Annotated in this window: 19 protein-coding genes; 5 read left to right on the forward strand and 14 right to left on the reverse strand. The window is 59.5% G+C overall.

Annotated elements, in window-relative coordinates; translation table 11 throughout:
• Positions 1 to 34: 34 nt before the first annotated feature.
• From BFP92_RS23350 to BFP92_RS23380, 7 genes are all read right to left on the reverse strand, one after another.
• Positions 35 to 802 (reverse strand): SDR family oxidoreductase, encoded by a 768-nt coding sequence (locus BFP92_RS23350; protein ID WP_056860254.1) that lies wholly within the window; start codon positions 800 to 802, stop codon positions 35 to 37.
• A gap of 22 nt (positions 803 to 824) precedes the next feature.
• On the reverse strand, positions 825 to 1,892 hold the full coding sequence (locus BFP92_RS23355; protein WP_065931304.1) for a phosphotransferase family protein: 1,068 nt from the start codon (positions 1,890 to 1,892) through the stop codon (positions 825 to 827).
• 130 nt (positions 1,893 to 2,022) lie between these two features.
• Positions 2,023 to 3,915: a pilus assembly protein TadG-related protein gene (locus BFP92_RS23360; RefSeq protein ID WP_065931305.1), complete on the reverse strand. Its 1,893-nt coding sequence runs from the start codon at positions 3,913 to 3,915 to the stop codon at positions 2,023 to 2,025.
• A gap of 90 nt (positions 3,916 to 4,005) precedes the next feature.
• Positions 4,006 to 4,956: a 2-hydroxyacid dehydrogenase gene (locus tag BFP92_RS23365; protein WP_065931306.1), complete on the reverse strand. Its 951-nt coding sequence runs from the start codon at positions 4,954 to 4,956 to the stop codon at positions 4,006 to 4,008.
• Positions 4,957 to 5,051: 95 nt separating this feature from the next.
• Positions 5,052 to 5,576, reverse strand: coding sequence for a cysteine hydrolase family protein (locus BFP92_RS23370; RefSeq protein WP_065931307.1), 525 nt, complete (start codon positions 5,574 to 5,576; stop codon positions 5,052 to 5,054).
• Between the two features lie 182 nt (positions 5,577 to 5,758).
• Entirely contained in the window at positions 5,759 to 6,373 is a 615-nt protein-coding gene (locus BFP92_RS23375; protein WP_065931308.1) for a TetR/AcrR family transcriptional regulator, read from the reverse strand.
• A gap of 133 nt (positions 6,374 to 6,506) precedes the next feature.
• The gene (locus BFP92_RS23380; RefSeq protein ID WP_065931309.1) at positions 6,507 to 6,947 is read right to left on the reverse strand and encodes a hypothetical protein; all 441 of its coding nucleotides are present in this window, start codon (positions 6,945 to 6,947) and stop codon (positions 6,507 to 6,509) included.
• 494 nt (positions 6,948 to 7,441) lie between these two features.
• Between BFP92_RS23380 and BFP92_RS23385 the strand changes: the two genes are divergently transcribed.
• From BFP92_RS23385 to BFP92_RS23395, 3 genes are all read left to right on the forward strand, one after another.
• A complete protein-coding gene (locus BFP92_RS23385) occupies positions 7,442 to 8,719 on the forward strand; it encodes a serine/threonine transporter (protein ID WP_065931310.1) in 1,278 nt (425 codons plus the stop codon).
• A gap of 125 nt (positions 8,720 to 8,844) precedes the next feature.
• The gene (locus BFP92_RS23390) at positions 8,845 to 9,462 is read left to right on the forward strand and encodes a ParB-like protein (protein WP_065931311.1); all 618 of its coding nucleotides are present in this window, start codon (positions 8,845 to 8,847) and stop codon (positions 9,460 to 9,462) included.
• Positions 9,452 to 11,098, forward strand: a complete 1,647-nt coding sequence (locus tag BFP92_RS23395) for a SulP family inorganic anion transporter (protein WP_065931312.1) — start codon at positions 9,452 to 9,454, stop codon at positions 11,096 to 11,098. The genes BFP92_RS23390 and BFP92_RS23395 overlap by 11 nt, the downstream gene beginning before the upstream one ends.
• A 136-nt stretch (positions 11,099 to 11,234) precedes the next feature.
• Here the strand turns inward: BFP92_RS23395 and acnB are convergent, their stop codons facing one another.
• Complete coding sequence (gene acnB / locus BFP92_RS23400; RefSeq protein ID WP_017137496.1) at positions 11,235 to 13,844, reverse strand: bifunctional aconitate hydratase 2/2-methylisocitrate dehydratase; 2,610 nt, start codon at positions 13,842 to 13,844, stop codon at positions 11,235 to 11,237.
• A 394-nt stretch (positions 13,845 to 14,238) separates the two neighbouring features.
• On the opposite strand from acnB, the gene BFP92_RS23405 reads away from it, so the two are divergent.
• The gene (locus tag BFP92_RS23405; RefSeq protein ID WP_065931313.1) at positions 14,239 to 14,709 is read left to right on the forward strand and encodes a DUF1289 domain-containing protein; all 471 of its coding nucleotides are present in this window, start codon (positions 14,239 to 14,241) and stop codon (positions 14,707 to 14,709) included.
• 139 nt (positions 14,710 to 14,848) lie between these two features.
• Here BFP92_RS23405 and BFP92_RS23410 read toward each other — a convergent pair whose 3' ends face one another.
• Positions 14,849 to 15,712 (reverse strand): universal stress protein, encoded by an 864-nt coding sequence (locus BFP92_RS23410; RefSeq protein WP_065931314.1) that lies wholly within the window; start codon positions 15,710 to 15,712, stop codon positions 14,849 to 14,851.
• Between the two features lie 150 nt (positions 15,713 to 15,862).
• On the opposite strand from BFP92_RS23410, the gene miaE reads away from it, so the two are divergent.
• The gene (gene miaE / locus BFP92_RS23415; protein ID WP_056860242.1) at positions 15,863 to 16,465 is read left to right on the forward strand and encodes a MiaE family protein; all 603 of its coding nucleotides are present in this window, start codon (positions 15,863 to 15,865) and stop codon (positions 16,463 to 16,465) included.
• Here the strand turns inward: miaE and BFP92_RS23420 are convergent.
• From BFP92_RS23420 to BFP92_RS31460, 5 genes are read right to left on the reverse strand one after another with little or no spacing between them, the layout of a single operon-like run.
• Entirely contained in the window at positions 16,421 to 17,620 is a 1,200-nt protein-coding gene (locus BFP92_RS23420) for an MFS transporter (protein ID WP_065931315.1), read from the reverse strand. The genes miaE and BFP92_RS23420 overlap by 45 nt on opposite strands.
• A gap of 44 nt (positions 17,621 to 17,664) precedes the next feature.
• Positions 17,665 to 18,051, reverse strand: coding sequence for an ectoine synthase (locus BFP92_RS23425; protein ID WP_056860240.1), 387 nt, complete (start codon positions 18,049 to 18,051; stop codon positions 17,665 to 17,667).
• A gap of 12 nt (positions 18,052 to 18,063) precedes the next feature.
• Positions 18,064 to 19,182: an acyl-CoA dehydrogenase family protein gene (locus BFP92_RS23430; protein ID WP_083221789.1), complete on the reverse strand. Its 1,119-nt coding sequence runs from the start codon at positions 19,180 to 19,182 to the stop codon at positions 18,064 to 18,066.
• Positions 19,175 to 20,263, reverse strand: a complete 1,089-nt coding sequence (locus BFP92_RS31455) for a class I SAM-dependent methyltransferase (protein ID WP_239694310.1) — start codon at positions 20,261 to 20,263, stop codon at positions 19,175 to 19,177. Before BFP92_RS31455 ends, BFP92_RS23430 begins: the two co-directional genes overlap by 8 nt.
• Positions 20,197 to 21,732: a class I adenylate-forming enzyme family protein gene (locus tag BFP92_RS31460; protein ID WP_122528122.1), complete on the reverse strand. Its 1,536-nt coding sequence runs from the start codon at positions 21,730 to 21,732 to the stop codon at positions 20,197 to 20,199. Before BFP92_RS31460 ends, BFP92_RS31455 begins: the two co-directional genes overlap by 67 nt.
• Positions 21,733 to 22,138: the final 406 nt, after the last annotated feature.

Raw genomic sequence — 22,138 nt, forward strand, 5'->3', positions numbered from 1 at the left:
CCCACAGGGGATTGGCAGTGTCTGCAGGCTCTGGTCAGGACAGGAAACCACCGTCCACATTCAGCGACACACCGGTGGTGTAGCTGGACGCATCGCTGGCCAGGAACAGCACCGCACCGGCCATCTCGCTTGGGTCGGCCACGCGCTTGAGCGGGATCTGCGCCAGGGCCATCTTCAGGATCGAGTCGTTCTTGACCAGCGCCGAGGCGAACTTGGTGTCGGTCAGGCCCGGCAGCAGCGCATTGCAACGGATGCCGAACGCCGCGCATTCTTTGGCAAACACTTTGGTCATGTTGATCACGGCGGCCTTGGTCACCGAGTAGATGCCCTGGAACACACCCGGGGAGATGCCGTTGATCGAGGCCACGTTGATGATGCTGCCGCCGCCGTTGTCGCGCATCAGCTTGCCGGCTTCCACTGACATGAAGAAGTAGCCGCGAATGTTCACGTCAACGGTCTTCTGGAACGCGCCCAGGTCGGTGTCCAGTACGTTGCAGAATTGCGGGTTGGTTGCGGCATTGTTGACCAGGATATCCAGGCGACCGAACTGCTCACGGATACCGGCGAACACCTGGGTAATCTGCTCCATTTCACCAATATGGCAGGCCACGGCGGTGGCTTTGCCGCCGGCGGCGATGATCGCATCGGCCACGTGCTGGCAGCCTTCGAGCTTGCGGCTGGAGACGATCACATGCGCACCTTGCTGGGCCAACAGCTTGGCGATGGCTTCACCGATGCCACGGCTGGCGCCGGAAACAAATGCGATTTTGCCGTCGAGGTCGAACAGGTGGGTCTTGGACATGCTGGGTTCCTTGCTCTTGTAGTCAGAGGGCTGATTTAGCGATGACATTCAGGCTCATTTGCTCCAGCAGCTTGTTCATATGGATGAACTGCGCAAAGCGTTTGTCCTGGGTCTGGCCGTGGAAAAAACGGTAGTAGATCTGCTGCACAATGCCGGCCAAACGGAACAGGCCATAGGTGTAGTAGAAGTCGAAATTGTCGATCCGGATGCCGGAGCGTTCGGCGTAATAGTCGACGAATTGGCGACGAGTCAGCATGCCCGGCGCATTACTGGGTTGGCGGCGCATCAGTTGTACCGGCGCAGGGTCCGCGGCTTCGATCCAGTAGGCGAGGGTGTTGCCCAAGTCCATCAGCGGGTCGCCCAACGTGGTGAGTTCCCAGTCCAGTACGCCGATGATCTGCATCGGGTTGTGCGGGTCGAGAATCACGTTGTCGAAGCGGTAGTCGTTGTGCACGATGCTGGAGGTCGGGTGGTCGGCCGGCATCTTGTCGTTGAGCCACGCGCGCACTGTTTCCCAGCTGGGTGCGTCGGGCGTCAGGGCTTTTTCGTAGCGGTCGCTCCAGCCGCGAATCTGACGGGCTACATACCCTTCGGGCTTGCCCAGGTCGGCCAGGCCACAGGCGGCGTAATCCACCTGGTGCAGTTCAACGAACTTGTCGATAAAGCTCTTGCACAGTGCCTCGGTCTTGGCCGCGTCCAGGCCCAGTTCGGCGGGCAGGTCCGAGCGCAGGATGATGCCGTTGACGCGCTCCATCACATAGAACTCGGCGCCGATCACCGATTCATCAAGGCAGTGCACATAGGCTTTGGGGCAATACGGGAAGCCGTCCTTGAGCTGATTGAGAATGCGGTATTCGCGGCCCATGTCGTGGGCGGACTTGGCTTTGTGGCCAAACGGCGGGCGACGCAGCACGAATTCCTGGCCGGGGTATTCCAGCAGGTAAGTCAGGTTGGATGCGCCACCGGGGAACTGGCTGATTTTGACCGGGCCGGCAAGGCCCGGAATATGCGCCTTGAGGTAGGGATCGATGAGGCTGGCATCAAGTTCTTCGCCGGGGCGAATCTGGGTCGATTGGTCGTTAAGCGCCATGCTTATCCCTTCTGCTTATTCTAAAGGCCTTGGACTATTGGCTAATCTAATGCGCACCGCCGCCCAGCGACAAGGTCGGGGCGGCTTAATAGGTTAGCGTGTTGGACGATGATCAGTGGGCCTGATGTGCTCAAATCACCAGCATCGCGCGGCCACCGGGATTGCAGGACAGGTTGGCACCGATTTCGACTTTTGCCAGGTCGATGCCAAGGCCGGCGAGCAGGTTGTTGACGATGGGGTCGAGCAGCGGGCCGAGCAGCCCGGCAATCAAACCGCCCAGGGTGGTGAGCAAACCGTTGACCACGCCCGTGACCAGGCCCAGTACGGCGCCCAACAGGCTGGCCATTTTGGGCGGGTGGTTGATCAGTTGGACGCCGGTGAGTGTTTCCTTGAGGCTGCTGACCGCGTTCGAGCTGGCGAATGCGTAATAGAGCGGTTGCTGGTTGATAGCGGGCGGGTCGGTGTAGGTGTGGGCACGCGCGGTTTTCAACACTTCGCTGTCGACTCGGACGCCCAGGCCGCCCGCGGCAAAGGCCTGCCTGTTGCCGCACACGCCGGTGCCGCGCTTGCAGGTTTTAGTGCCGATATCCACCAGCGGGTATTCGTCTACCTTGAGTGTTTCGGTGGATGAGTACAGGTTCTTGGGGTCAACCTGGCCAATCATCGCGCGCAATGCCGAGGTTTCGCCGAGTACCGACAACGACTTTTTACCGCTGTCGCAACGGTAGCCGGTGACCCTGGCGCTGCCGGCGGCCGCTTCCAGGGCGATATTGAGGGTGTCGCCGATTTCCAGGCTGGCGACCAGGCAGCAATTGGGGTCGAGCAAGCCAAACAGCCCACCCAACAGGTCACTGAGCGCCTGCACCACGCCCCCCAGCAGGTTATTGACCAGGGTGACGATCGGCAATTTTACCGAGATCAAGGTGCGCACTTGGGCGGTGCGCACATAGATGGGTTGCCTGGCGATATCTTTGGGGTTGCCGATGCTGGAAACCTGCCCCGGCTCGATCACTTTGGTCGACAGGGTCACGCCGAGCAGGCCCAGCACATTGACCGGCAGCTCCACGGCAACCGCGCTGGCTTTGTTCGACAGTTGCACAAAACCCTGGATCAGGTTGAACAGTTGCAGGTTCACATCCAATGCAGTTTTGTCGGTGCCGTTCTGGATATTGATCAGGTCGCCCAGGTGCAGGATCTGCGAGCCCGGCGCAATCAGCTTGATGGCTTCCAGGTTGTTGATCACCACGTTGACCGCATCACCGCCCAGCTTGAGCACATCAATGGCCGCCTGGATCAGTTGGCCGACGGTGGCGTCGGTCTTGAGCAACTGGTCGTAACTACCGGCGCTGACTTTCAATTCGATGGCCAGGGCATCCAGGTACTTGAGCAGGCTGATATCGGTATTAAGCAAACCGTTCCAGCCCACTGCGTCCAGTTGCAACTTGCCGCCCAGCAGGCCACCGATCAAGGCGTTAAGGGCAACAGACTGGGTGCTGTCCACGGTCAATAAGGTGCTGCGAACCGTGAGCTGGGCAACCGTGGGGGTTGGCGCGGCGGCGACGGCAGTGGCGCTCAGCAGCGTGGTGAGGTTGACGGATTGGCGCGAGAACAGGGTGAGCACGCCATGGGCAAGGCTGGTGTGCACGCGATGGGTGGCAACCACCCGGATAGCGTCGGTTTTGTTCGGGTCGGCGCTGAACGTGCGCATAAAATCTGCGCCGGTGGCGAGGGTGCCGCAGGCGGTGGCCAGGGTGCGATTGTCGTCGAGGCTGAAGTTGTTGCGCGCCGCGCTTTCAGTTGCAAACTGCGCAGCAGTGTTGGCGGGCGCCGCACAAGTGCCGCTGCGGCTTACCGCCTCCAGCGCTGCGGTGTCGGCCACACGCTGCAATTTTCGCTTCTCCAGGTACAGGCGACCGCTGTCGACCACCAGCAGCAGAAACAGCAGCGCAATACCGAGGGTTAACGCGCCTATCAGGCCGATGGCGCCGCGCTGGCGGGCCGGGCCGAGTCCATGGCCAATCATTGTGCGTTCCTTCGCCGGTCCTGCACCGACGTCCTGAGCATACCCGCAAGCAGTGTAGTCAGGTTTTGCGCCGGCGCTGGCTAATCGCTACTAGTTGCGCGGCGGCAGGGTAACCGGTGTCAGCACTGGGCGGCCGGCGAAATATTCCACCAGGTTATCGGCCACGCGTTGCACGGTGTCGTGGGCCGCTTCCGGCGACAGGCCGGCGACATGGGAGGTGAGCACGGTATTGCTCAGGCACTTGAGGGCGTCGGGCACTTTCGGTTCATCGTCGAACACATCCAGCGCGGCGCCGCCGATACGGCGTTGTTCCAGCGCAGCCACCAGGTCGGCGGTCACCACCACGCTGCCACGTCCGATGTTCACCAGGTAACCGTTCGGCCCCAACGCGTCCAGGGCGTGGCGATCAATCAAGTGGCGGGTGCTGGCCCCGCCCGGCGTGGCCAGGATCAGGAAGTCCGAGGTGCGCGCCAGCTCCACGGCGGTTGCGCAATAGGTGTAGTCCACATCATCGCGGGGCTGGCGGTTGTGGTAACTCACTTCCATGCCAAACCCGAGGGCGGCACGCTTGGCAATCTCCATGCCCACTGCGCCGAGGCCGAGAATGCCCAGTTGCTTGCCACCCAGGGAAGGGCGCATCACTTTCGGCCATTCGCTGCGCCGCACCGCCGCGTCAGTCTGGGGAATGCCGCGCACCAGCGCCAACAGCAAGGCCATGGCGTGGTCAGCTACCGACGGCGCGTTCACGCCAGCGCCGTTGGTGACCACGATCCCGCGATTGCTTGCCGCTTGCAGATCCACGTGCTCATAACCTGCGCCGATCACGCAGATAATCTCCAGCAACGGCAGCGCCGCGATTTCTTCGGCATACAGCCCCAGCGGGCCACGGGTGAGTACCGCCTTGATCTGCGCGCCGTGGGCCTTGATCGCTTGGGCACGCTCGGCCGGCGTCGGCGCCAGAATCACATGAAAGTCATTGCTCTCGATGATTTGCAGGTATTCGTTGATGGTTTCAACCAGGACCAGAACAGTGGTGGGCATCGCAAGGCTCTTCCTGAAGGGTTTGATAGGACGAGTATGCGGGATTTGTAAGACGGAACGATCTGCTCAATCAGAAAAATCCCGCACAGGTGACGCTAGAACTCGATATCCAGCGCTTTCACCCGCTTCACAAATGCTCCCGCCAAGGTCGCATTGTGATGCTCGATGATCGCCTGGGCCGACAAGGTCGGGGTGTCCATGCAGGTATGGCCGTCCTCGGGCAGCACCACCGAAAACCCAAGCTCCACCGCTACGCGGCACGTGGTGTCGATGCAAAACTGGGTTTTCATGCCGACCACCACCAATTCGTCGACCTGCGCTGCCGCCAGTTGTTGCGCCAACTCGGTGCCCAGGAAGCAACTGGGGCGGGTTTTATTGAACAGGTGGTCGCGCGCTGCGTCCACCTCGAGGCCGTGCCACAGCTGCCAGAGCGGGCTGCCTGCTGCAATCGGCGAACCCGCCGGGCCGGTGTGGCGGGCGACGAAGATGGGGGCGCCGGCGTTGCGGGCGCGCTGGATAAGCTGATTGATGGTGCCCAGCACGCGCTCGCGCTCGAAGGGGGATTCAGGCCCGTCGTATAAACCGGTTTGCATATCGATGATCAACAGGGCGTTTGCCATGGTCTTGCTCCTTGCAGTGGCCAGCGGGCGGGGCAATAAAAAGGCCCCGTCCATTACTGGCGGGGCCTTGGGTTGTTGCTGGGTGTCTTTAGCTCTGGCACCCACAGCAACCGCACGACCCGCCATAAGCGGTCGTGGTGGTGGTGCGGGTGAGGCAGGGCTGAGTTAAGTTCATGGCCTGATCATGCTGGGGAGGGTGCGTGGCTGTCAACGGCGCTGTCCGAGTTCTGCTCTTGCAGCAGGGTATTTCTTGCAGCCTCAAGGAATTCATCTGACAAACTGCTGCCGCGTGTCGCACGGGCGAGGGTGAGCGCGCCAATCATCATTGCGTACTTGGCGAGCATCGCCTCGCGGTCTTCATCCTGAAGCTGCGCAAAAACCTGCAGTGACTGTTCAACACCCTCAATAAAGGTATGTTGCAACGCCGTGTCAGCGGGCTCATGGCACATGTCCGGGGTGAAGGCCGAGATGGGGCAGCCGTCGCCAGGGTTGTCACGGTGCCTGGTGGAAAAATACGGGCGCAGGATGGCTTCGCGGGCGGCGCGCACATCATCACTGCGGCTGATTTTTTCCTGCCAGCCCAGGTTCGATTGTTCGAATGCCTTTTGGCACGCCTCGGTGGCCAGCGCTTCCTTGGATGCGAAGTGCCCATAAAAACCGCCGTGGGTCAGGCCGGCTGCGGCCATTACGTCAGACAGGCTGATACCGTGCAAGCCGCGCTCTCGGAAGAGGTGCGTGGCTGCCTCGACGATGATTTCGCGGTTGAGTTCGGCTTGTTTGCGGGAGACGCGCGGCATGGCTGGGTTCTCAGGATGTAGGCGGACACTGCCTGAAACGTACAGGAATGGGGGGGATTCTAAAATAGATTTGTTGTGGAATGTATTCTCCATGGGCTGCCGTGGTGTTTGAAACGGCAGCCCTGCATCGCGACTACTGAGTGGTTTGCGCTTGCCGCGCCTTGGTTTGTTCCGCTTGCGCAATGGGCATGAAGTCGTAGGTTGGGAAGAATTGCGTGGTGTAAACACCCCAGGCGGTGTTTTCGATCGCCAGGTTTACTTCTGCCAGGCGCGACGCGGGCAGGCGCAGGACGATGACCTGCCCGATGCCCATGGTTATGTTCCAACTCACCACTTCCACACCGGCAGGCGGGAATACTTTGTGAAATTGCTGCTTGGCCAATTGTGCCTTCAACTCACTCAAGGGCCGCGACTGATCATGCTTGAGAAACACCGTTAACATGACGGCGTTTTCAGGCGTGGTCGTGTTAACGGTGGTTTGCGTACTGGTTGTGGCGTTGGCTGCGCCGGGAAACAATACGGCGGTTACCAAGGCAGGTATTAAAAGCAGTTTGAGAGCGTTGCTGGGGTTCATGTTGGGCACCTTCATTGTTGTTAACGTGCAGGGTGCAGCATTGGGGCGGGGGAATAATGTCATTCGATAGGGCTGTTTTTTTATTGAACCGCTAACGGGTTAACAGCACGGCACGGTGTTTGTGTGAAGTGTGAGCGGGGATCTTAGTTTGCACCTTGGCGATGGCTCAATGGCTATGTATGGTTCTGTAACAGTTATAGGTCTATTGAGATGAAAATATGAATTAGATGCAGGACGTGTCTTTTTTTAATGTCGGATGTGTCTTGTAAGTTAGTTGTTTTAAATGGATTCCGGATCCTGCGCCTACGCTGCCCCAGCCCTCGCAAACGGCCGCCCAGGGCCCCCTTGCACGCCTGCACCGGCTAACCATTCCTCAGCTAAGTCTTTGCTTATTCGAGAGAATCCCGGACAATCCGGCCCCTTCTATGGACGGGGCGCTGCCTGTCAGGTTTTTCTGACTCGCCCCGGCCGTGTAAATGCGGAGATCCGACCGGATGAATGATCAGGCCAATAGCGTCGACGAACGCTATGCAACGACACCTGCAACCCTCACAAGCTGGAGCCGCCAGGACACCACCTGGATGCTCGGCCTGTTCGGCACCGCCATTGGCGCCGGTACTTTGTTTTTGCCGATCAACGCCGGCCTGGGCGGCTTCTGGCCCCTGGTGATCCTGGCATTGCTGGCGTTCCCGATGACGTTCTTCGCTCACCGTGGCCTGACGCGCTTCGTGCTGTCCGGCCGCGCCGGCTCCGACATCACCGACGTGGTTGAAGAGCATTTCGGCCTCAAGGCCGGTGCGCTGATCACCTTGCTGTACTTCTTCGCCATCTTCCCGATCCTGCTGATCTACAGCGTGGCCCTGACCAACACCGTCAGCAGTTTTATGGAACACCAACTGCACATCCTGCCGCCGCCACGCGCGATCCTTGCCTTTGTGTTAATCCTCGGCCTGCTGGCCGTGGTGCGCTGCGGTGAGCAAGTGATCGTCAAGGCCATGAGCCTGATGGTGTATCCGTTTATCGTCGCCTTGCTGTTCCTGGCGGTGTACCTGATCCCGCACTGGACCGGCGGCATCCTCAGCACTGCCGGCGAAGTCCCGGCGCCGTCCGCGCTGCTCAATACCCTGTGGCTGGCGATTCCGGTGATGGTGTTCTCGTTCAACCATTCGCCGATCATCTCGGCGTTCGCGGTCGACCAGAAGCGCCAGTACGGCGCCAATGCCGATGAACGCAGCTCGCAGATCCTGTGCCGTGCGCACCTGTTGATGGTGGTAATGGTGCTGTTCTTCGTGTTCAGCTGCGTACTGACCCTGTCGCCGGCACAGCTGGCCGAAGCGAAAGCGCAGAACCTGTCGATTCTGTCGTACCTGGCCAACCACTTCGACAACCCGACCATCGCCTTCGCCGCACCGTTGATTGCATTCGTGGCGATTGCCAAGTCGTTCCTGGGCCACTACATCGGCGCCAGTGAAGGCCTCAAGGGGCTGGTATTGAAAACCGGGCGTCGTCCGGCTGCCAAATCCCTGGACCGCATGACCGCCGCGTTCATGCTGGTGGTGTGCTGGCTGGTCGCCACGCTCAACCCGAGCATTCTCGGCATGATCGAAACCCTCGGTGGCCCGATCATCGCCTCGATCCTGTTCCTGATGCCGATGTACGCGATCCGCAAGGTGCCGGCCATGGCCAAGTACCGTGGGCAGGCGTCGAATGTGTTTGTCACCGTTGTAGGCCTGGTCGCGATTACTGCGTTGGTTTACTCGCTGCTGTCCTGATAACCGGCAGCAGGCAGCAAAGCCGATTCGCGCACTGCGTGAGTCGGCTTTTTTTGTGTCCGAAAAAAATCCCGATGGCAATGAGGGCTAAGCTGTCGACGTGTTGGTTCCCTTTGGAGATACCCATGGCTCGGCCCCGTCCGCAACTGGTCACAGGCAAACTGGAAAAACTGCACCCTACACAATTGACGGTCGGCATGGCTGAAGTCGCTGCCAAGCGCGACGCCTGGACCAAACTCAAGCGCAGGGAGCGCGCCGCCGCCCTCGATAAGCACTGGTTTCCTTGTGTGCTGGGGCCGGACGAACGCTACTACATCACCGACCACCACCATTTTGGTTTGGCCTTGATTCTGGAAGAGGTCAAGAGTGTCTCGCTGCTCATGCTCAAGGACCTGTCTTTCGTCGAGCGCAGCACCTTCTGGAATGTCATGGCATTCAATCAATGGGTCCACCCCTACGACGCGCGCGGTTTGCAGCGTACCTATGAAGCCATTCCCCGCAAGATAACCGACCTGCAGGACGACCCTTACCGCAGCCTTGCCGGCCTGCTGCGCACCGCCGGTGGTTACGCCAAGGACGCAACACCGTTCAGTGAGTTTTTGTGGGCGGACTTCTTTCGCAGCCGTATCGGCAGCGATGTTGTCAGCCAGCCAAATGCCAAATTGTTGGGCAAGGCCATGACCCTGGCGCGCAGTCAGGAAGCCCGTTATTTGCCTGGGTGGGTTGGGCCGATTGAAAACTGAAACCGTTACGCCCGTTGCCGTACCCCCCAATCGTACCCAGGACATCCTTGCCGGGCTGTCCATCGCCGGTTTATTACTGCCGGAGGCTGTGGCGTATTCCAGCATCGCCGCATTGCCGCCGCAGGCCGGTGTTATCGCTTTGTTTGCCGGGCTGGTGTGTTACGGCCTGCTGGGCACCAGCCGTTTCGCGATTGTGTCGGCCACGTCCTCTTCGGCGGCGGTATTGGCGGCTGCTACCGCCAGCCTGGCCGGTGATGATCCGGCGCTCAGGCTGTCCCTGGCCTTCGGCCTGGTGCTGATCACCGGCGTGCTGTTTTTGCTGGCCGGTTTGTTCAAGCTGGGCGGTGTGACGTCGTTTATCGCCAAGCCGGTGTTGCGCGGTTTTGCCTTTGGCCTGGCGCTGACCATCATCCTCAAGCAATTGGCGAGTGTGGTGGGCGTACACCTGACCGATAACAACCTGATCCGTTTCCTGCCGCAACTACTGGAACAACTTCCGCGCTGGAACTGGCCGGCGGCGCTGGTGGCAGCGGCAGCATTGGCCGTCTTGTGGCTGTGCGCGCGAATCCCGCGTTTGCCGGGCGGCTTGCTGGTGGTGGTGCTGGGGATTGTTGCCGGGCAGTACCTGGGCTTGCAGGCCCATGGCGTGCCCTTGATCGGCATGATTGATCTGCGTCTGGAACTGGGGCACTTTCCGGTGCTGCCGTTCGCGGATTGGTTGCGCCTGGGCGAGCTGGCCTTTGCCTTGGTCATGATCCTGTATGCGGAGTCCTACGGCTCTATCAGTTCGTTCGCACTAAAACATGGCGACCGGGTGTCATCCAATCGCGATCTGTTGGCGCTGGGCGCGGCGAACCTGGTGTCCGGGTTGTTCCATGGCATGCCCGCCGGTGCGGGCTATTCGGCGACGTCGGCGAATGAGGCCGCCGGCGCCGGTTCGCGCCTAGCGGGCATCATTGCGGCGTTGGTGGTGCTGGTGATCGTGTTGACGGTGCTGCCGTATGTGGCGTTAACACCGGAGCCGGTGCTCGCCGCCATCGTCATCTACGCGCTGGGCCGTAGTTTGAGCCTGCAACCTTTGGGCCGTTATTTCCGGTGGCGCCGTGACCGTTTGCTGGTGGTCTGCGCGGTAGCGGCGGTCCTGGTGTTGGGCGTGCTGGATGGCTTGCTGGTGTCGGTGGCGATCAGCGTGGTGTTGATGTTGCGCCAGATGTCTTCGGCGGATATTCAAGTGCTGGGGCGCTTGGGCGACACTCACGATTTTGTTGACCAACAACACCATGCCGATGCGGTGCAAGTGCCTGGCCTGTTGATTGTGCGGCCCAGCGAGGCGCTGTTCTTTGCCAATGCCGAACGCATCCTGGGTGCGGCGTTGCGCTTGATGCGTCAGTCGCCGGTCGATGCGGTGGTGTTGAGCATGGAGGAGTCTCCTGACCTTGACGGCACCAGTATCGAGGCGCTGGCAGCGTTTTTTGCGCAGGTGCACGGGGAGGGCAAGCGGCTGGTACTGGCGCGGGTGCGGCATGCGGCGCTGGAAGTACTGCAAGCCTTGCCCGAAGCCGTTGCGCCACAGGTTTTGCTGAGTGCCTTGAGTGTCGATGGCGCAGTGCAGTTGGCGTTGCACACCAGGTCGTGAGTGCCAATGATCAAAAAGTGTGGGAGCAGGCAAGCCAGCTCCCACATTTGTTTGGTGGGGTTGTTAGCGCTGTATTCCAGGCATAAAAAAACGCCGCGCATCTTGCGATGCGCGGCGTTTTTTAAATCACAACATCTTAGGCTTGAATCACCGGGATGTTGGCGCTTGCTGCGATCTTGCGGAACTCGGCGATCTGGTCGAAGTTCAGGTAGCGGTAAACGTCACTGGCCATGGTGTCCAGTTTCGCTGCGTAACCCATGTACTCTTCGACGGTCGGCAGGCGACCCAGCGTGGAGGCAACTGCCGCCAGCTCAGCCGAAGCCAGGTAGACGTTCGCGCCATCACCCAGACGGTTCGGGAAGTTACGGGTCGAAGTCGACACAACCGTCGAGTTCGGCTCTACACGTGCCTGGTTACCCATGCACAGCGAGCAGCCCGGCATTTCCATGCGCGCGCCAGCCTTGCCGTAGATACCGTAGTAGCCTTCTTCGGTCAGTTGGTGAGCGTCCATCTTGGTCGGCGGCGACAGCCACAGACGGGTTGGCAGCTGCCCCTTGACCTGCTCCAGCAGTTTACCGGCAGCGCGGAAGTGACCGATGTTGGTCATGCACGAACCGATGAACACTTCGTCGATCTTCTCACCGGCAACGCTGGACAACAGACGGGCATCGTCCGGGTCGTTTGGTGCGCAGAGGATCGGCTCGTTGATTTCGGCCAGGTCGATCTCGATGATTTCGGCGTATTCGGCGTCGGCATCGGCTTCCATCAGCTCCGGGTTGGCAACCCAGGCTTCCATCGCTTGGGCGCGACGTTCCAGGGTGCGTGCATCGCCGTAACCTTCGCCGATCATCCAGCGCAGCAGGGTGATGTTGGAGTTCAGGTACTCGGTGACCGAATCCTTGGATAGCTTGATGGTGCAACCGGCAGCCGAACGTTCAGCCGAGGCGTCGGACAGCTCAAAGGCTTGTTCCAGCGTCAGGTCGTTCAGGCCTTCGATCTCCAGGATGCGGCCGGAGAAGGCGTTCTTCTTGCCTTTCTTCTCTACGGTCAGCAGGCCAGCCTGGATCGCGTAGTAAGGAATGGCATGAACCAGGTCACGCAGGGTGATGCCAGGTTTCATTTTGCCTTTGAAGCGCACCAGGATCGATTCCGGCATGTCCAGTGGCATTACGCCAGTGGCTGCGGCGAACGCGACCAGACCGGAACCGGCCGGGAACGAGATGCCCATCGGGAAACGGGTGTGGGAGTCACCACCAGTGCCGACGGTATCCGGCAGCAGCATACGGTTCAGCCAGCTGTGGATGATGCCGTCGCCTGGACGCAGCGATACACCGCCACGGGTCATGATGAAGTCAGGCAGGGTGTGGTGGGTGGTCACGTCGATCGGCTTGGGGTACGCCGCGGTATGGCAGAACGACTGCATGACCAGATCGGTCGAGAAGCCCAGGCACGCCAGGTCTTTAAGTTCATCACGGGTCATAGGACCGGTGGTGTCCTGAGAACCCACGGTGGTCATCTTCGGCTCGCAGTAGGTGCCAGGACGAACGCCTTTGCCTTCTGGCAGACCGCAGGCCTTGCCGACCATTTTCTGTGCCAGGGTGAAGCCCTTGCCGGTGTCGACAGGTGCTTCTGGCAGTTTGAACAGGTCGGTAGGGCCCAGGCCCAGCTCAGCACGCGCCTTGTCGGTCAGGCCACGGCCGATGATCAGCGGGATACGGCCGCCGGCGCGAACTTCGTCCAACAGCACCGGGGTCTTCATTTCGAAGGTGGTCAGGACTTCGTCGGTGCCGTGTTTGCAGACTTTGCCAGCATGCGGGTACAGGTCGATCACGTCGCCCATGTTCATGTTGGTCACGTCGAATTCGATTGGCAGTGCGCCAGCATCTTCCATGGTGTTGTAGAAGATTGGGGCGATCTTGCTGCCGAAGCAGAAGCCGCCGGCGCGCTTGTTCGGCACGTACGGTACGTCGTCGCCGAAGAACCACAATACCGAGTTGGTTGCCGATTTACGCGACGAACCGGTACCCACCACGTCGCCGACGTAGGCGATCGGGAAACCCTGGCCGCGCATCTCTTCGATCTGCTTCATCGGGCCGGTTTTGCCTTGCTCGTCCGGCACGATGCCTTCGCGTGCCATTTTCAGCATGGCCAGGGCGTGCAGCGGGATGTCAGGGCGGGACCAGGCGTCCGGGGCAGGGGACAGGTCGTCGGTGTTGGTTTCGCCGGTGACCTTGAAGACGCGCAGGCTGATCTTGTCGGCCAGGGTTGGGCGGTTGCGGAACCACTCGCCGTCAGCCCAGGACTGGATCACGCCTTTGGCGTGCTCGTTGCCGTTCTTGGCTTTTTCGGCCACGTCGTGGAACGCATCGAACATCAGCAGGGTGTGCTTGAGTTGGGCGGCCGCGACAGGGGCCAGCTCGGCGTCGTCCAGCAGCTCGACCAACGTCACGATGTTGTAGCCGCCTTGCATGGTGCCAAGCAGTTCAACCGCGCGTTTCTTGTCGATCAGGGGAGAAGTGACTTCGCCCTTGGCCAGGGCGGACAGGAAACCGGCCTTGACGTAGGCAGCCTCGTCAACGCCTGGTGGAATGCGGTTGGTGATCAGGTCAACGAGAAATTCTTCTTCGCCAGCCGGAGGATTCTTCAGCAGCTCGACCAGGCCTGCGGTTTGTTCGGCGTTAAGCGGCTGGGGAACGATACCCAGTGCTGCGCGCTCTTCGATATGTTTGCGGTAGGCTTCAAGCACAGTTATTACCCTCATCAGTGGTCCCACGGGACGCTCATCCAGAAATGAACGGCACGCATGCGCTCGGGGGCTTTTTGGGCCGCAAAGCCAGCGCTGCCGGCATTCCTCACAGAAGCTGCTTTCAAAGTTTTACGCCTGCAGAACGGAGCTGATGAGGGTTGGCGCGGGCTCTGACCTACCGGGTCGAACCTGCGCCAACACCGTTCTGAAGGAACGACTGTGCTCGTGACGCTTTGAAAACAGCTTCCAGCGGATTATTGGCGCCTTACAAGGCCGGATGATTCTACGGCAAAAAAAATCTAAAGGTAAGTTACCTCACCAAGTTTGCTGGGTGATCAACCTTAGACAAAGGGCTAACATGGCGCATCGTTTCGCTGATTTGTGTGCGCTGCCCATGTCCAACCAAGCCATCAAGACCCCCTGCGTCGGCCTGTGCTCCACGGTTTACGGCGATCTCGTGTGCCGTGGCTGCAAACGCTTTCACCATGAGGTGATCCAGTGGAATGGCTATAACGAAGAAGAAAAACGCGCGGTATGGCTGCGATTGGAACAGCTGTTGGTGCAAGTGATGGCGGCCAAACTGGAAGTCTTCGACCCCAAGATGCTGCGCGGGCAGCTTGAGCAGCGCAAGATTCGCTTTGTGCCGCACCAGTCCGAATACTGCTGGGCCTACCAGTTGATCGCCCGTGGCGCGCGGGTGATTTCCAACCTGGAAGCCTATGGCATGGTGCTGCTGCCGGAGTTTCGTGAGTGGGCGCTGCCGGAACTGCGCGATGCCATTGATCGTGAGTTCTTTATCTTGTCCGAGGCGCATTACCAGCGCTATATCGCGCCGGGGTTCCTCAGAGATGCGTTGGCGGACTGACAACACACATCAAACATGTGGGAGCGGGCTTGCTCGCGAAAGCGGTAGATCAGTCAATAATTCGGTGACTGACACTCCGTATTCGCGAGCAAGCCCGCTCCCACATTTGATCTCCATGGTCTGAGGAGGCTATTTCAGGTCAGGCCTTGGTCGCCAGCTCCTGCAGGTGATCCATCAACGTCTGCGGCTTGAGCACCAGCACATCACCTTCCACCGCATCCAGCACCACCTCCGCCGTATTGCCGATCAATGCGCCGGAAAGCCCGGTGCGCGCCACCGTACCGATAATGGTCACCGCCGCTTGCAGCGTGTGGGCGGCATGGGGGATCAACACATCCGCCGGGCCTTCCTCGATATGCAGGTGGGTGTCGTCGATATCAAACTCGGCCTGGAACGCCTTGCATTGTTCGCGATAGCGCGCCTCGATGGTTTCCTTGAGCTGGAAGGTCGGGTCTGCAGCCGACAGCATCGGCGACGGATGGGCACTGATCACGTGCAGCTGCGCTTTGGCCAGGCGCGCAATGTCGAAGCCATGGTCGATGATGGTGTTGTGCAGCGCCTGGTGTTCGCTGTCGCTGTTGCCCACATCAATCGCCCCCAGCACCACCTTGTCGGCCCAGGGCGTCGAGGTTTTCACCAGCAGCACCGCGGTAGGGCAGTAGCGCAGCAGTTTCCAGTCTGCCGGCGTCAGCAGGGCCTTTTTCAATGGGCTGTCCGGGAAGTGCTGCTTGATTACCAGGCCACAGCCTTCGGCCTGCTGCACGTCGATGATGGTTTCATGCAGGCTGTCGTTCCACGCCTGCTCGGTGGTCACGCTGTAGCCGTCCTCCTGCAGGCCGGACTTGAGCAGGCTCAGCAGCGCCGAATGCTCGTGCTTTTTGTCGCACACCAGCAAATGCAGGTGCGCGCCGGTGACCCCGGCAATCAGCTTGGCGCGCTTGAGCGCCAGGCTTTCGGAATGCTCAGGTTCGATCACCACCAGGATGCTGCGAATGGCTTGCATGGTCGGGGTCTCCAAAAGGGTGGGCCTGGAACAACTATAGTTGCTGCCCGCCAGACGTCATGTTGATGCACATCAAGGCCGGTGGCTGGTGGTCTGCGGCGGGGTCGGTATAATCGCCGGCCTTTTGTGATCCTTTTGCCCGTGAGCCCGATGAACCTGCCCGAAATCCACGAATTCCTCGGCTGCCGCACCCCTGACGCCTGGGTCCAGGCCGCGTTGGCCGATCAGCACACCCTGCTGATCGACCACAAGAACTGCGAATTCAAAGCCGCCAGCACCGCCCTCAGCCTGATCGCCAAGTACCACGCCCATGTGGACCTGATCAGCATGATGTCGCGCCTGGCGCGTGAAGAGCTGGTGCACCACGAACAAGTCATGCGCCTGATCAAAAAGCGCAAGGTCGAGCTGCGCCAACTGCATGCCGGCCGTTACGCCTCGGGTTTGCGCAAGGTGGTGCGCAGCCATGAGCCGGTCAAGCTGGTGGACACGCTGGTGGTCGGCGCCTTTATCGAGGCGCGCAGTTGCGAGCGTTTCGAAGCCCTGGTGCCGCATTTGGACGAAGAACTCGGCAAGTTCTACTTCGGTTTGCTCAAAAGCGAGGCCCGGCACTTCCAGGGTTATCTGAAGCTCGCCTACCAGTACGGCGACGCCAAGGACATCGCCCAGGTGATCCAACGGGTGCGCGCCGCCGAGCAGGAACTGATCGAGTCACCCGACATCGAGTTCCGCTTTCACAGTGGCGTGCCAGCCTGAGGCGACGGCCACGCCGATCAGCGCGGTGATCCCGGCCAGCAGCAGGATCACCGTTTGCGTGCCCAGCGGCGCCGCCAGCACGGCGATCAACAGGCCCGCCAGCGGCTGCGCCAGGTTATTGAGCAAGGTGATCACGCCCACTGTCTTGCCGAAGTCCTGCACCGGAATCACCCGCTGGCGGGTGCTGCGCATGTACACATTGAACATCTTGTCGAACCCGGTGATCAGCAGGAACCCCAGGGTGTAAGCCCACAGATTGGGGCTGACGGCCATGATCAACGCCCCGGCCGCGATCATTGAATAGGACAGCCCGCCGAGCACCTTTAACGGCAGGCTGGAACGCGCCAGGTAAAACAGAATAACAATGGTCACCACCGCGCCCGCAGCCTGCAACAACGCATAGGCATCTTTGCCCGCCGCGAACAGGCCGGTGACCATGGCCGCGGACGTGGCCAGCGTGACCCCGATGATCAAGTTGACGCCCACGGCCAGGACAATGATGCGCTTCAGCTCGACCAGGCCGCGGATATGCCCGAAGGCAATGCGCAGCGGTTGCAGCCAGATATCCTGATGCTGCTCAAAGCTCTCCAGGCTGACCGTGGTGTTGCGCTGCCACACCAGCATCGCCAGGTCCGCGAGCACAAACAGCCCGGCAATGCCCACCACCACCCAGTGCCACGCCCACACCTCCAGCATCAGCGCCGCCACCAGCGGCCCCAGCACCAGGCCGGTCTGGTCGGCGATCTGTGAGTAGGACAAGGTCTTGGCATAGGTGTAATGCTTGAAGATATGCGGCATCACCACTTCGCGGGCCATGATGCCCTGGGTCGTCAACACGCCGCACAGCGCCGACAGGATCACCAACCAATAAATACCGTCGAACACGCCATACAACGTCACCGCCAGCACGCATGCCAATGCGCGGTAAACCTGGCTGATATGCAGGATGCGCACCGGCGAGAACTTGTCGCACAATGCGCCGCACACCGGGAACGCCAGGTAACGCGGCAGTGACTCGACGAAGAACGCCAACCCCGCCCACGACACACTGTTGGTGGTTTGGAATACGATCAGCGGCACGATAAACAACAGAATCTGGTCCGCCAGCCGCGACAGGAACAGCGAGATAAAAAAAGCCAGGTAGTCCTTGCGCATGGTGCTCTCGTATCAATGGATCAAAGCGTCAACAAACCGGCTGCTTAATAGCTTGAGCCGCCGGTATCGGTGAGGTTATGGCGCTCATCGCCACGAAGCGGCGGGTTGAACACGCTCACCAGTATCAGATCCTGATGCACGCCACCGCGCAGATAATGCCGGTCATGTTGGTCCAGGACATACATATCGCCCGGGCGGATCGGGTAGATATTGCCGTCCATATCTTCAACCTCACCTTCACCGGCGATGCAGTAGCAGGCTTCCAGGTGATTGCGGTAGTGCAGCAGCGACTCCGTACCGGCTCGCACAACGGTATGGCAGACGGTATAGCCCATTCCGTCTTTCTCCGTCAGCAAGCGGTGACTGGTTCCAGCGCCCCATTCAACAAAGTGAGCGGTGTTCTCAATATCGGTCTTGTTGCGAACAAACATGATCGTCTCCTGTTAATGCTGGGCGTTAAGGCAGTGATGGAGTTCTGAGGTGGCGCTCGCCAACATGGCCGAGTCCCAGTGCACGTCACGGTGGGCGGCCATGGTCTGCAGGTCGCGCCAATGCCTGTGCAACGGGTTCTCGGTGGTCATCAGCGAGGCGCTGCTGTGTTCGACCAAACGCCGCACTGCTTCGACGCATTGGTGGGTGAGGTAGCTGCGATCACGCTTGAGGGCCAGCAACTCGCGCTCGGTGAGCGCGCGTTGTGCCTGGCCCGACGCATGCAGACGATCGACCAATGAATCAAACAGCGCACCGGCTGCTGTCAACTGCGCGCCACTGTGGGCCGCGCGCTCAAGGGCGATGGCGCAAGGGGCTGTGGTATCTCGTGCCAGTGCCTGGAGGTGCAGCTCATAAGCGCCCTCGGCGCATCCCAGAATTGGGCCGATGATCGACGTCGTGATGAACGGCACGATGGGTACGCAGTACAGGTACTCGTGCCCGGCCCCAGCCGGCCGGTGGCCAAACACGTGTTGAAGTGGGAACACTTCGTCATGAGGCACCAGCAGATCGGGCGTCACCACATCATGAGAGCCTGTTGCGCGCATGCCCGTGGTATCCCAGGAATCGAGTACAACGACGTCTTTTTTCGCTATGACAACCAGGCAGCGTTCGCTGGCGCCGGCCGTGGGATGGTTGGGGCATGGGGCATTCAGGATCAACCACGTGGCATGTTCGATGCCGGAACTGAAGCGCCATTGACCACTGACGCGCATGCCCTCAGGTTCAAACCAGAATCGACTGTCCAGGCCTGCTGACGCGGAGGCAAATAGTTGGGGCGTGCCTGTACGGTAGAGTTTCGCCTCGAAGGCCTGGTTCAGGCGTGCGGCGATGGCGGCATGTCCGCCCACCAGGCTGATCAACCAGCCGGTCGACGCGCATGCCCTGGCTGCCGTCCTGGATGAGCGCACCAGCGTTGGCCAGCCAGCTAATGTCGGTTGCGCTCGGCGCGGGCAGACTAACGACAGCAAGCCGCTGGCGTGCAATTCTCTGAGTGTTTGATCGCTCAATTGGCGATTTTTGTCGGCCAGGGCTGCGCGTTCGCGCCACCTTGATAGATAAGCTTCAGGCATTGGGCGCTTCCTTTTGTGTCTGCTTGCCCAGGGAGGCGTGTTCGAAGCAAAAGGAGCGCGGTTGGTTGACTGGGCCAAGCAAATCAATGAATTGCTCAATATGGTCGTGTTCGTCTGAGGCAACGAACTCGCAGAAGTTGGTGCTGTTCCATAGCAGGAACACGTACTTGAAGTGCCGCTGAAGGGCTGCCACCAGCACGTCCATGCACACTTGCCCGTTTTCCATCTGTTCGAGCATTTGCAGGCGCTTCCACTCGATTTCTGCGGCGGTAAAGTAGCGCGTCTTGAAGTCCTGGTCCTTCAACGCTTCTCGGCGCAGATACTCTTGAGGGTCGACGTGATTGACCTTTTCTAAAAAGAACGCGAGGCCGCCTGGCTTGAGCAGCGGTTTGACATGGCTGAGCTGTAAGTCGCGGTCCTGGGTGTAAAACTGGAAGGCCGCGGTTTCGTAAAGGTAATCAAAACCTTCGGCAAATCGTACAAGAGGTGGTGAGCCAAGTAGCGCCGGGCTGACTTTGAAGAACGACTCCGGGTAGAACAGCGAGTGTTCGGGGCTTGCAAACCGGTCGAAGGCGAGCTGATTGGCACGGTTAGGCGAGCAGGTCAGTGTCTGCACCAGGCCGGCAGAGTGAGCTGCCAGCGCGCGGCCGTTGCTGCCGTCGAAGGCGTCGACTTCAAAAAAACTGAAGCGTTGCTCCGGCCCTGTGCGGCGGGCCTGGGAAAGCCGGGTGAGCGCCACACCAATGCGTGCCATTTCCTCAAGAATGTACGGCACGCTGGCCAGGAAATGTGAAAACAGTGGGCCGGCCTCAGCTACCAGTTGATCGTGATAAGCGACGACATCGGCGTCAACGATTGTCTCGCGCAGGTGGCTGGTGAGTGGGCGCGAAGGAACCTGTGTGGAGCCAGTGGCCAGGCTGTGAAAATGCTCGGCCAGTTTAAACATCGAGCTGTTTTGTAAGTCTGTTTCGAGCCTACTGTTGTGCAAGTGATCCATCGAATCGCTCCTTGATGTCAAGCCAGGCCTTTGCCGGTCGTCTTGCCTGAATCGGTTTGCGGCAATGCGTCCATAAACGCCCACTGCGCAGGGACCATGTGCCAGTCCATATGCCGTTTGCAGTATTCATGCAGTGCGGCTTCGCAACTTGAATCATGGTTGCGCTCCAGCACCACACAAGCCTTGGGCAAAAATCCGGCAGACTCATCCGCCACAGGCACTACAACCACTTGGGCGACGGCCGGGTGAGAGGCCAGGCACTGCTCTATTTCGCGCGGGTTGACATTCCATATGTTGCGTGCAAATACATCATCCTTGCGGGCGACGTAATAGAGAAAGCCTTGATCGTCTCGCTTGAAGAGGTCGCCCGTGCAATAGAATCTTTGTGCACCGACTACACCGGTCTTGATAGCCGTATGAGTAGCCTCGGGCATTTTCCAATACTCCAGCAACAGGTAGTCGCTGCTCACCCAAAGTTCACCAATAACTCCCGGCTGTGTTATCTGTTTGCCTTCCTCATCGACAATAAGTGCGGTGACGCCGGGTAAGGGTTTACCAACTGAAGTGGGGTATTTATCAATGTAATCAGGTGGCAAGTAGCTGACCCGTTTGCATTCGGTCAGCCCATAGTTGGAGTAAATCTGAACAGCGGGAAGTGCAGCACGAATGCGTTTTATGTGGCGGGTATACAGCGGCTGGCCACTGCTGGAAATGTAGCGCAGACGAGGCAGTTGACGTTGCCAGTGTTGTTTTGTTTCGGCCAGCAGGAAAAATATCGGCGGGAAGATGTGCATGCCAGTCACCCCCTCGCGTTCCGCGACCTTCAGCACCGCGTCTGCATCCTGAGGCGGGCGACTTTCAATGACCGACGTGCCACCGAAATACAAGGGCATCAGGATGTTGTACACGCCGTAATCGGAAGCCAGTGTGGAATAGCTGAGGATCACGTCGTCGGGTGTGTTGTTCAAATAGGCGGTAACGCTCGTCGTTGCGGCAACCATGATTGAGTGGTTAACGACCACACCTTTTGGATTGAAAGTCGAGCCGGACGTATAGAAGATCGAGGTGATGCGGGCGTCGTCCTGCAGGTCGGGAAGTGCTGCCTGCGCAACGTCGGGCGCCAATACGGCGTGGTCAAGAGAGATGACCTCAGGCGGCGGTGCCTCAGCGTCGCCGATCATTATTATTCGTTCTAAATCGGTGTCCCGACCCAGTGTTTCCAGCGCCTCGCAGCCTTTGGTGATGAGGACCCTGGCACCGGTATGCTTGAGTTGGTGAACCAGTTTCTCGCGGCTGTAAGTGGGGTGCGTTGCCGCCGTAATTGCACCCACGCGCAGGACGGCGAGATAAGCGGCAATGAGATCGATGCAGATCGGTGAATACAGGGCGACGCGATCGCCTGGTTGAACACCGCTGGCGACCAGCAGTCGGGCTATTTGTGTCGTTCTTGCTTGAAGCATTCCATAGCTGCAATGGACGGCATCGAGCGCAACAGCGCACTTGTGCGGGTGGCGGGAGGCGTTATGTTCGATGACCTCGTGATACAAAAGCATGGTGTGTACCTGTATTCAATAACACGCTTAAATAAAGACAGAACGGCTGTGTAAGCGCGGTTCGCTAAATTAAATAAGGGCTGTGTTTGAATAAGGCGCTGAGGTAAGCACCAGGGGTAGCAATCGATAAAAGTTGCGAGTGCACGATATCAACTCCTTTGATATTTATTTTAATTATCTTCCATGACTTTCATCGGCAGGTGTCGCTGAAAAGTGCATGGATAGTTTCATTGGCGTTGTTGGGCTGTCAACGACGGCCGCGTCACTGTTTTGTCACTGCGTCGTGACAATTTAAGGCGTTTGCTCAATAAATGTTAGTGTCGAAACTTCCGAAAATGACGTGAGTTATGGCTGTCAGAAAAATTACGATTTTTCTTGGGCAAGGCTGCGAACGCCGCGATTTGAT

The sequence above is a fragment of the Pseudomonas sp. 58 R 3 genome, from assembly GCF_900006605.1.
GTDB lineage: Bacteria > Pseudomonadota > Gammaproteobacteria > Pseudomonadales > Pseudomonadaceae > Aquipseudomonas > Aquipseudomonas salomonii.

Bases quoted from the DNA above. Each gene is read 5' to 3' on its own strand.
- BFP92_RS23350 (WP_056860254.1), bottom strand. From the start codon at position 802: ATGTCCAAGACCCACCTGTTCGACCTCGACGGCAAAATCGCATTTGTT.
- BFP92_RS23355 (WP_065931304.1), bottom strand. From the start codon at position 1,892: ATGGCGCTTAACGACCAATCGACCCAGATTCGCCCCGGCGAAGAACTT.
- BFP92_RS23360 (WP_065931305.1), bottom strand. From the start codon at position 3,915: ATGATTGGCCATGGACTCGGCCCGGCCCGCCAGCGCGGCGCCATCGGC.
- BFP92_RS23365 (WP_065931306.1), bottom strand. From the start codon at position 4,956: ATGCCCACCACTGTTCTGGTCCTGGTTGAAACCATCAACGAATACCTG.
- BFP92_RS23370 (WP_065931307.1), bottom strand. From the start codon at position 5,576: ATGGCAAACGCCCTGTTGATCATCGATATGCAAACCGGTTTATACGAC.
- BFP92_RS23375 (WP_065931308.1), bottom strand. From the start codon at position 6,373: ATGCCGCGCGTCTCCCGCAAACAAGCCGAACTCAACCGCGAAATCATC.
- BFP92_RS23380 (WP_065931309.1), bottom strand. From the start codon at position 6,947: ATGAACCCCAGCAACGCTCTCAAACTGCTTTTAATACCTGCCTTGGTA.
- BFP92_RS23385 (WP_065931310.1), top strand. From the start codon at position 7,442: ATGAATGATCAGGCCAATAGCGTCGACGAACGCTATGCAACGACACCT.
- BFP92_RS23390 (WP_065931311.1), top strand. From the start codon at position 8,845: ATGGCTCGGCCCCGTCCGCAACTGGTCACAGGCAAACTGGAAAAACTG.
- BFP92_RS23405 (WP_065931313.1), top strand. From the start codon at position 14,239: ATGTCCAACCAAGCCATCAAGACCCCCTGCGTCGGCCTGTGCTCCACG.
- BFP92_RS23410 (WP_065931314.1), bottom strand. From the start codon at position 15,712: ATGCAAGCCATTCGCAGCATCCTGGTGGTGATCGAACCTGAGCATTCC.
- miaE (WP_056860242.1), top strand. From the start codon at position 15,863: ATGAACCTGCCCGAAATCCACGAATTCCTCGGCTGCCGCACCCCTGAC.
- BFP92_RS23420 (WP_065931315.1), bottom strand. From the start codon at position 17,620: ATGCGCAAGGACTACCTGGCTTTTTTTATCTCGCTGTTCCTGTCGCGG.
- BFP92_RS23425 (WP_056860240.1), bottom strand. From the start codon at position 18,051: ATGTTTGTTCGCAACAAGACCGATATTGAGAACACCGCTCACTTTGTT.
- BFP92_RS23430 (WP_083221789.1), bottom strand. From the start codon at position 19,182: ATGCCTGAAGCTTATCTATCAAGGTGGCGCGAACGCGCAGCCCTGGCC.
- BFP92_RS31460 (WP_122528122.1), bottom strand. From the start codon at position 21,732: ATGCTTTTGTATCACGAGGTCATCGAACATAACGCCTCCCGCCACCCG.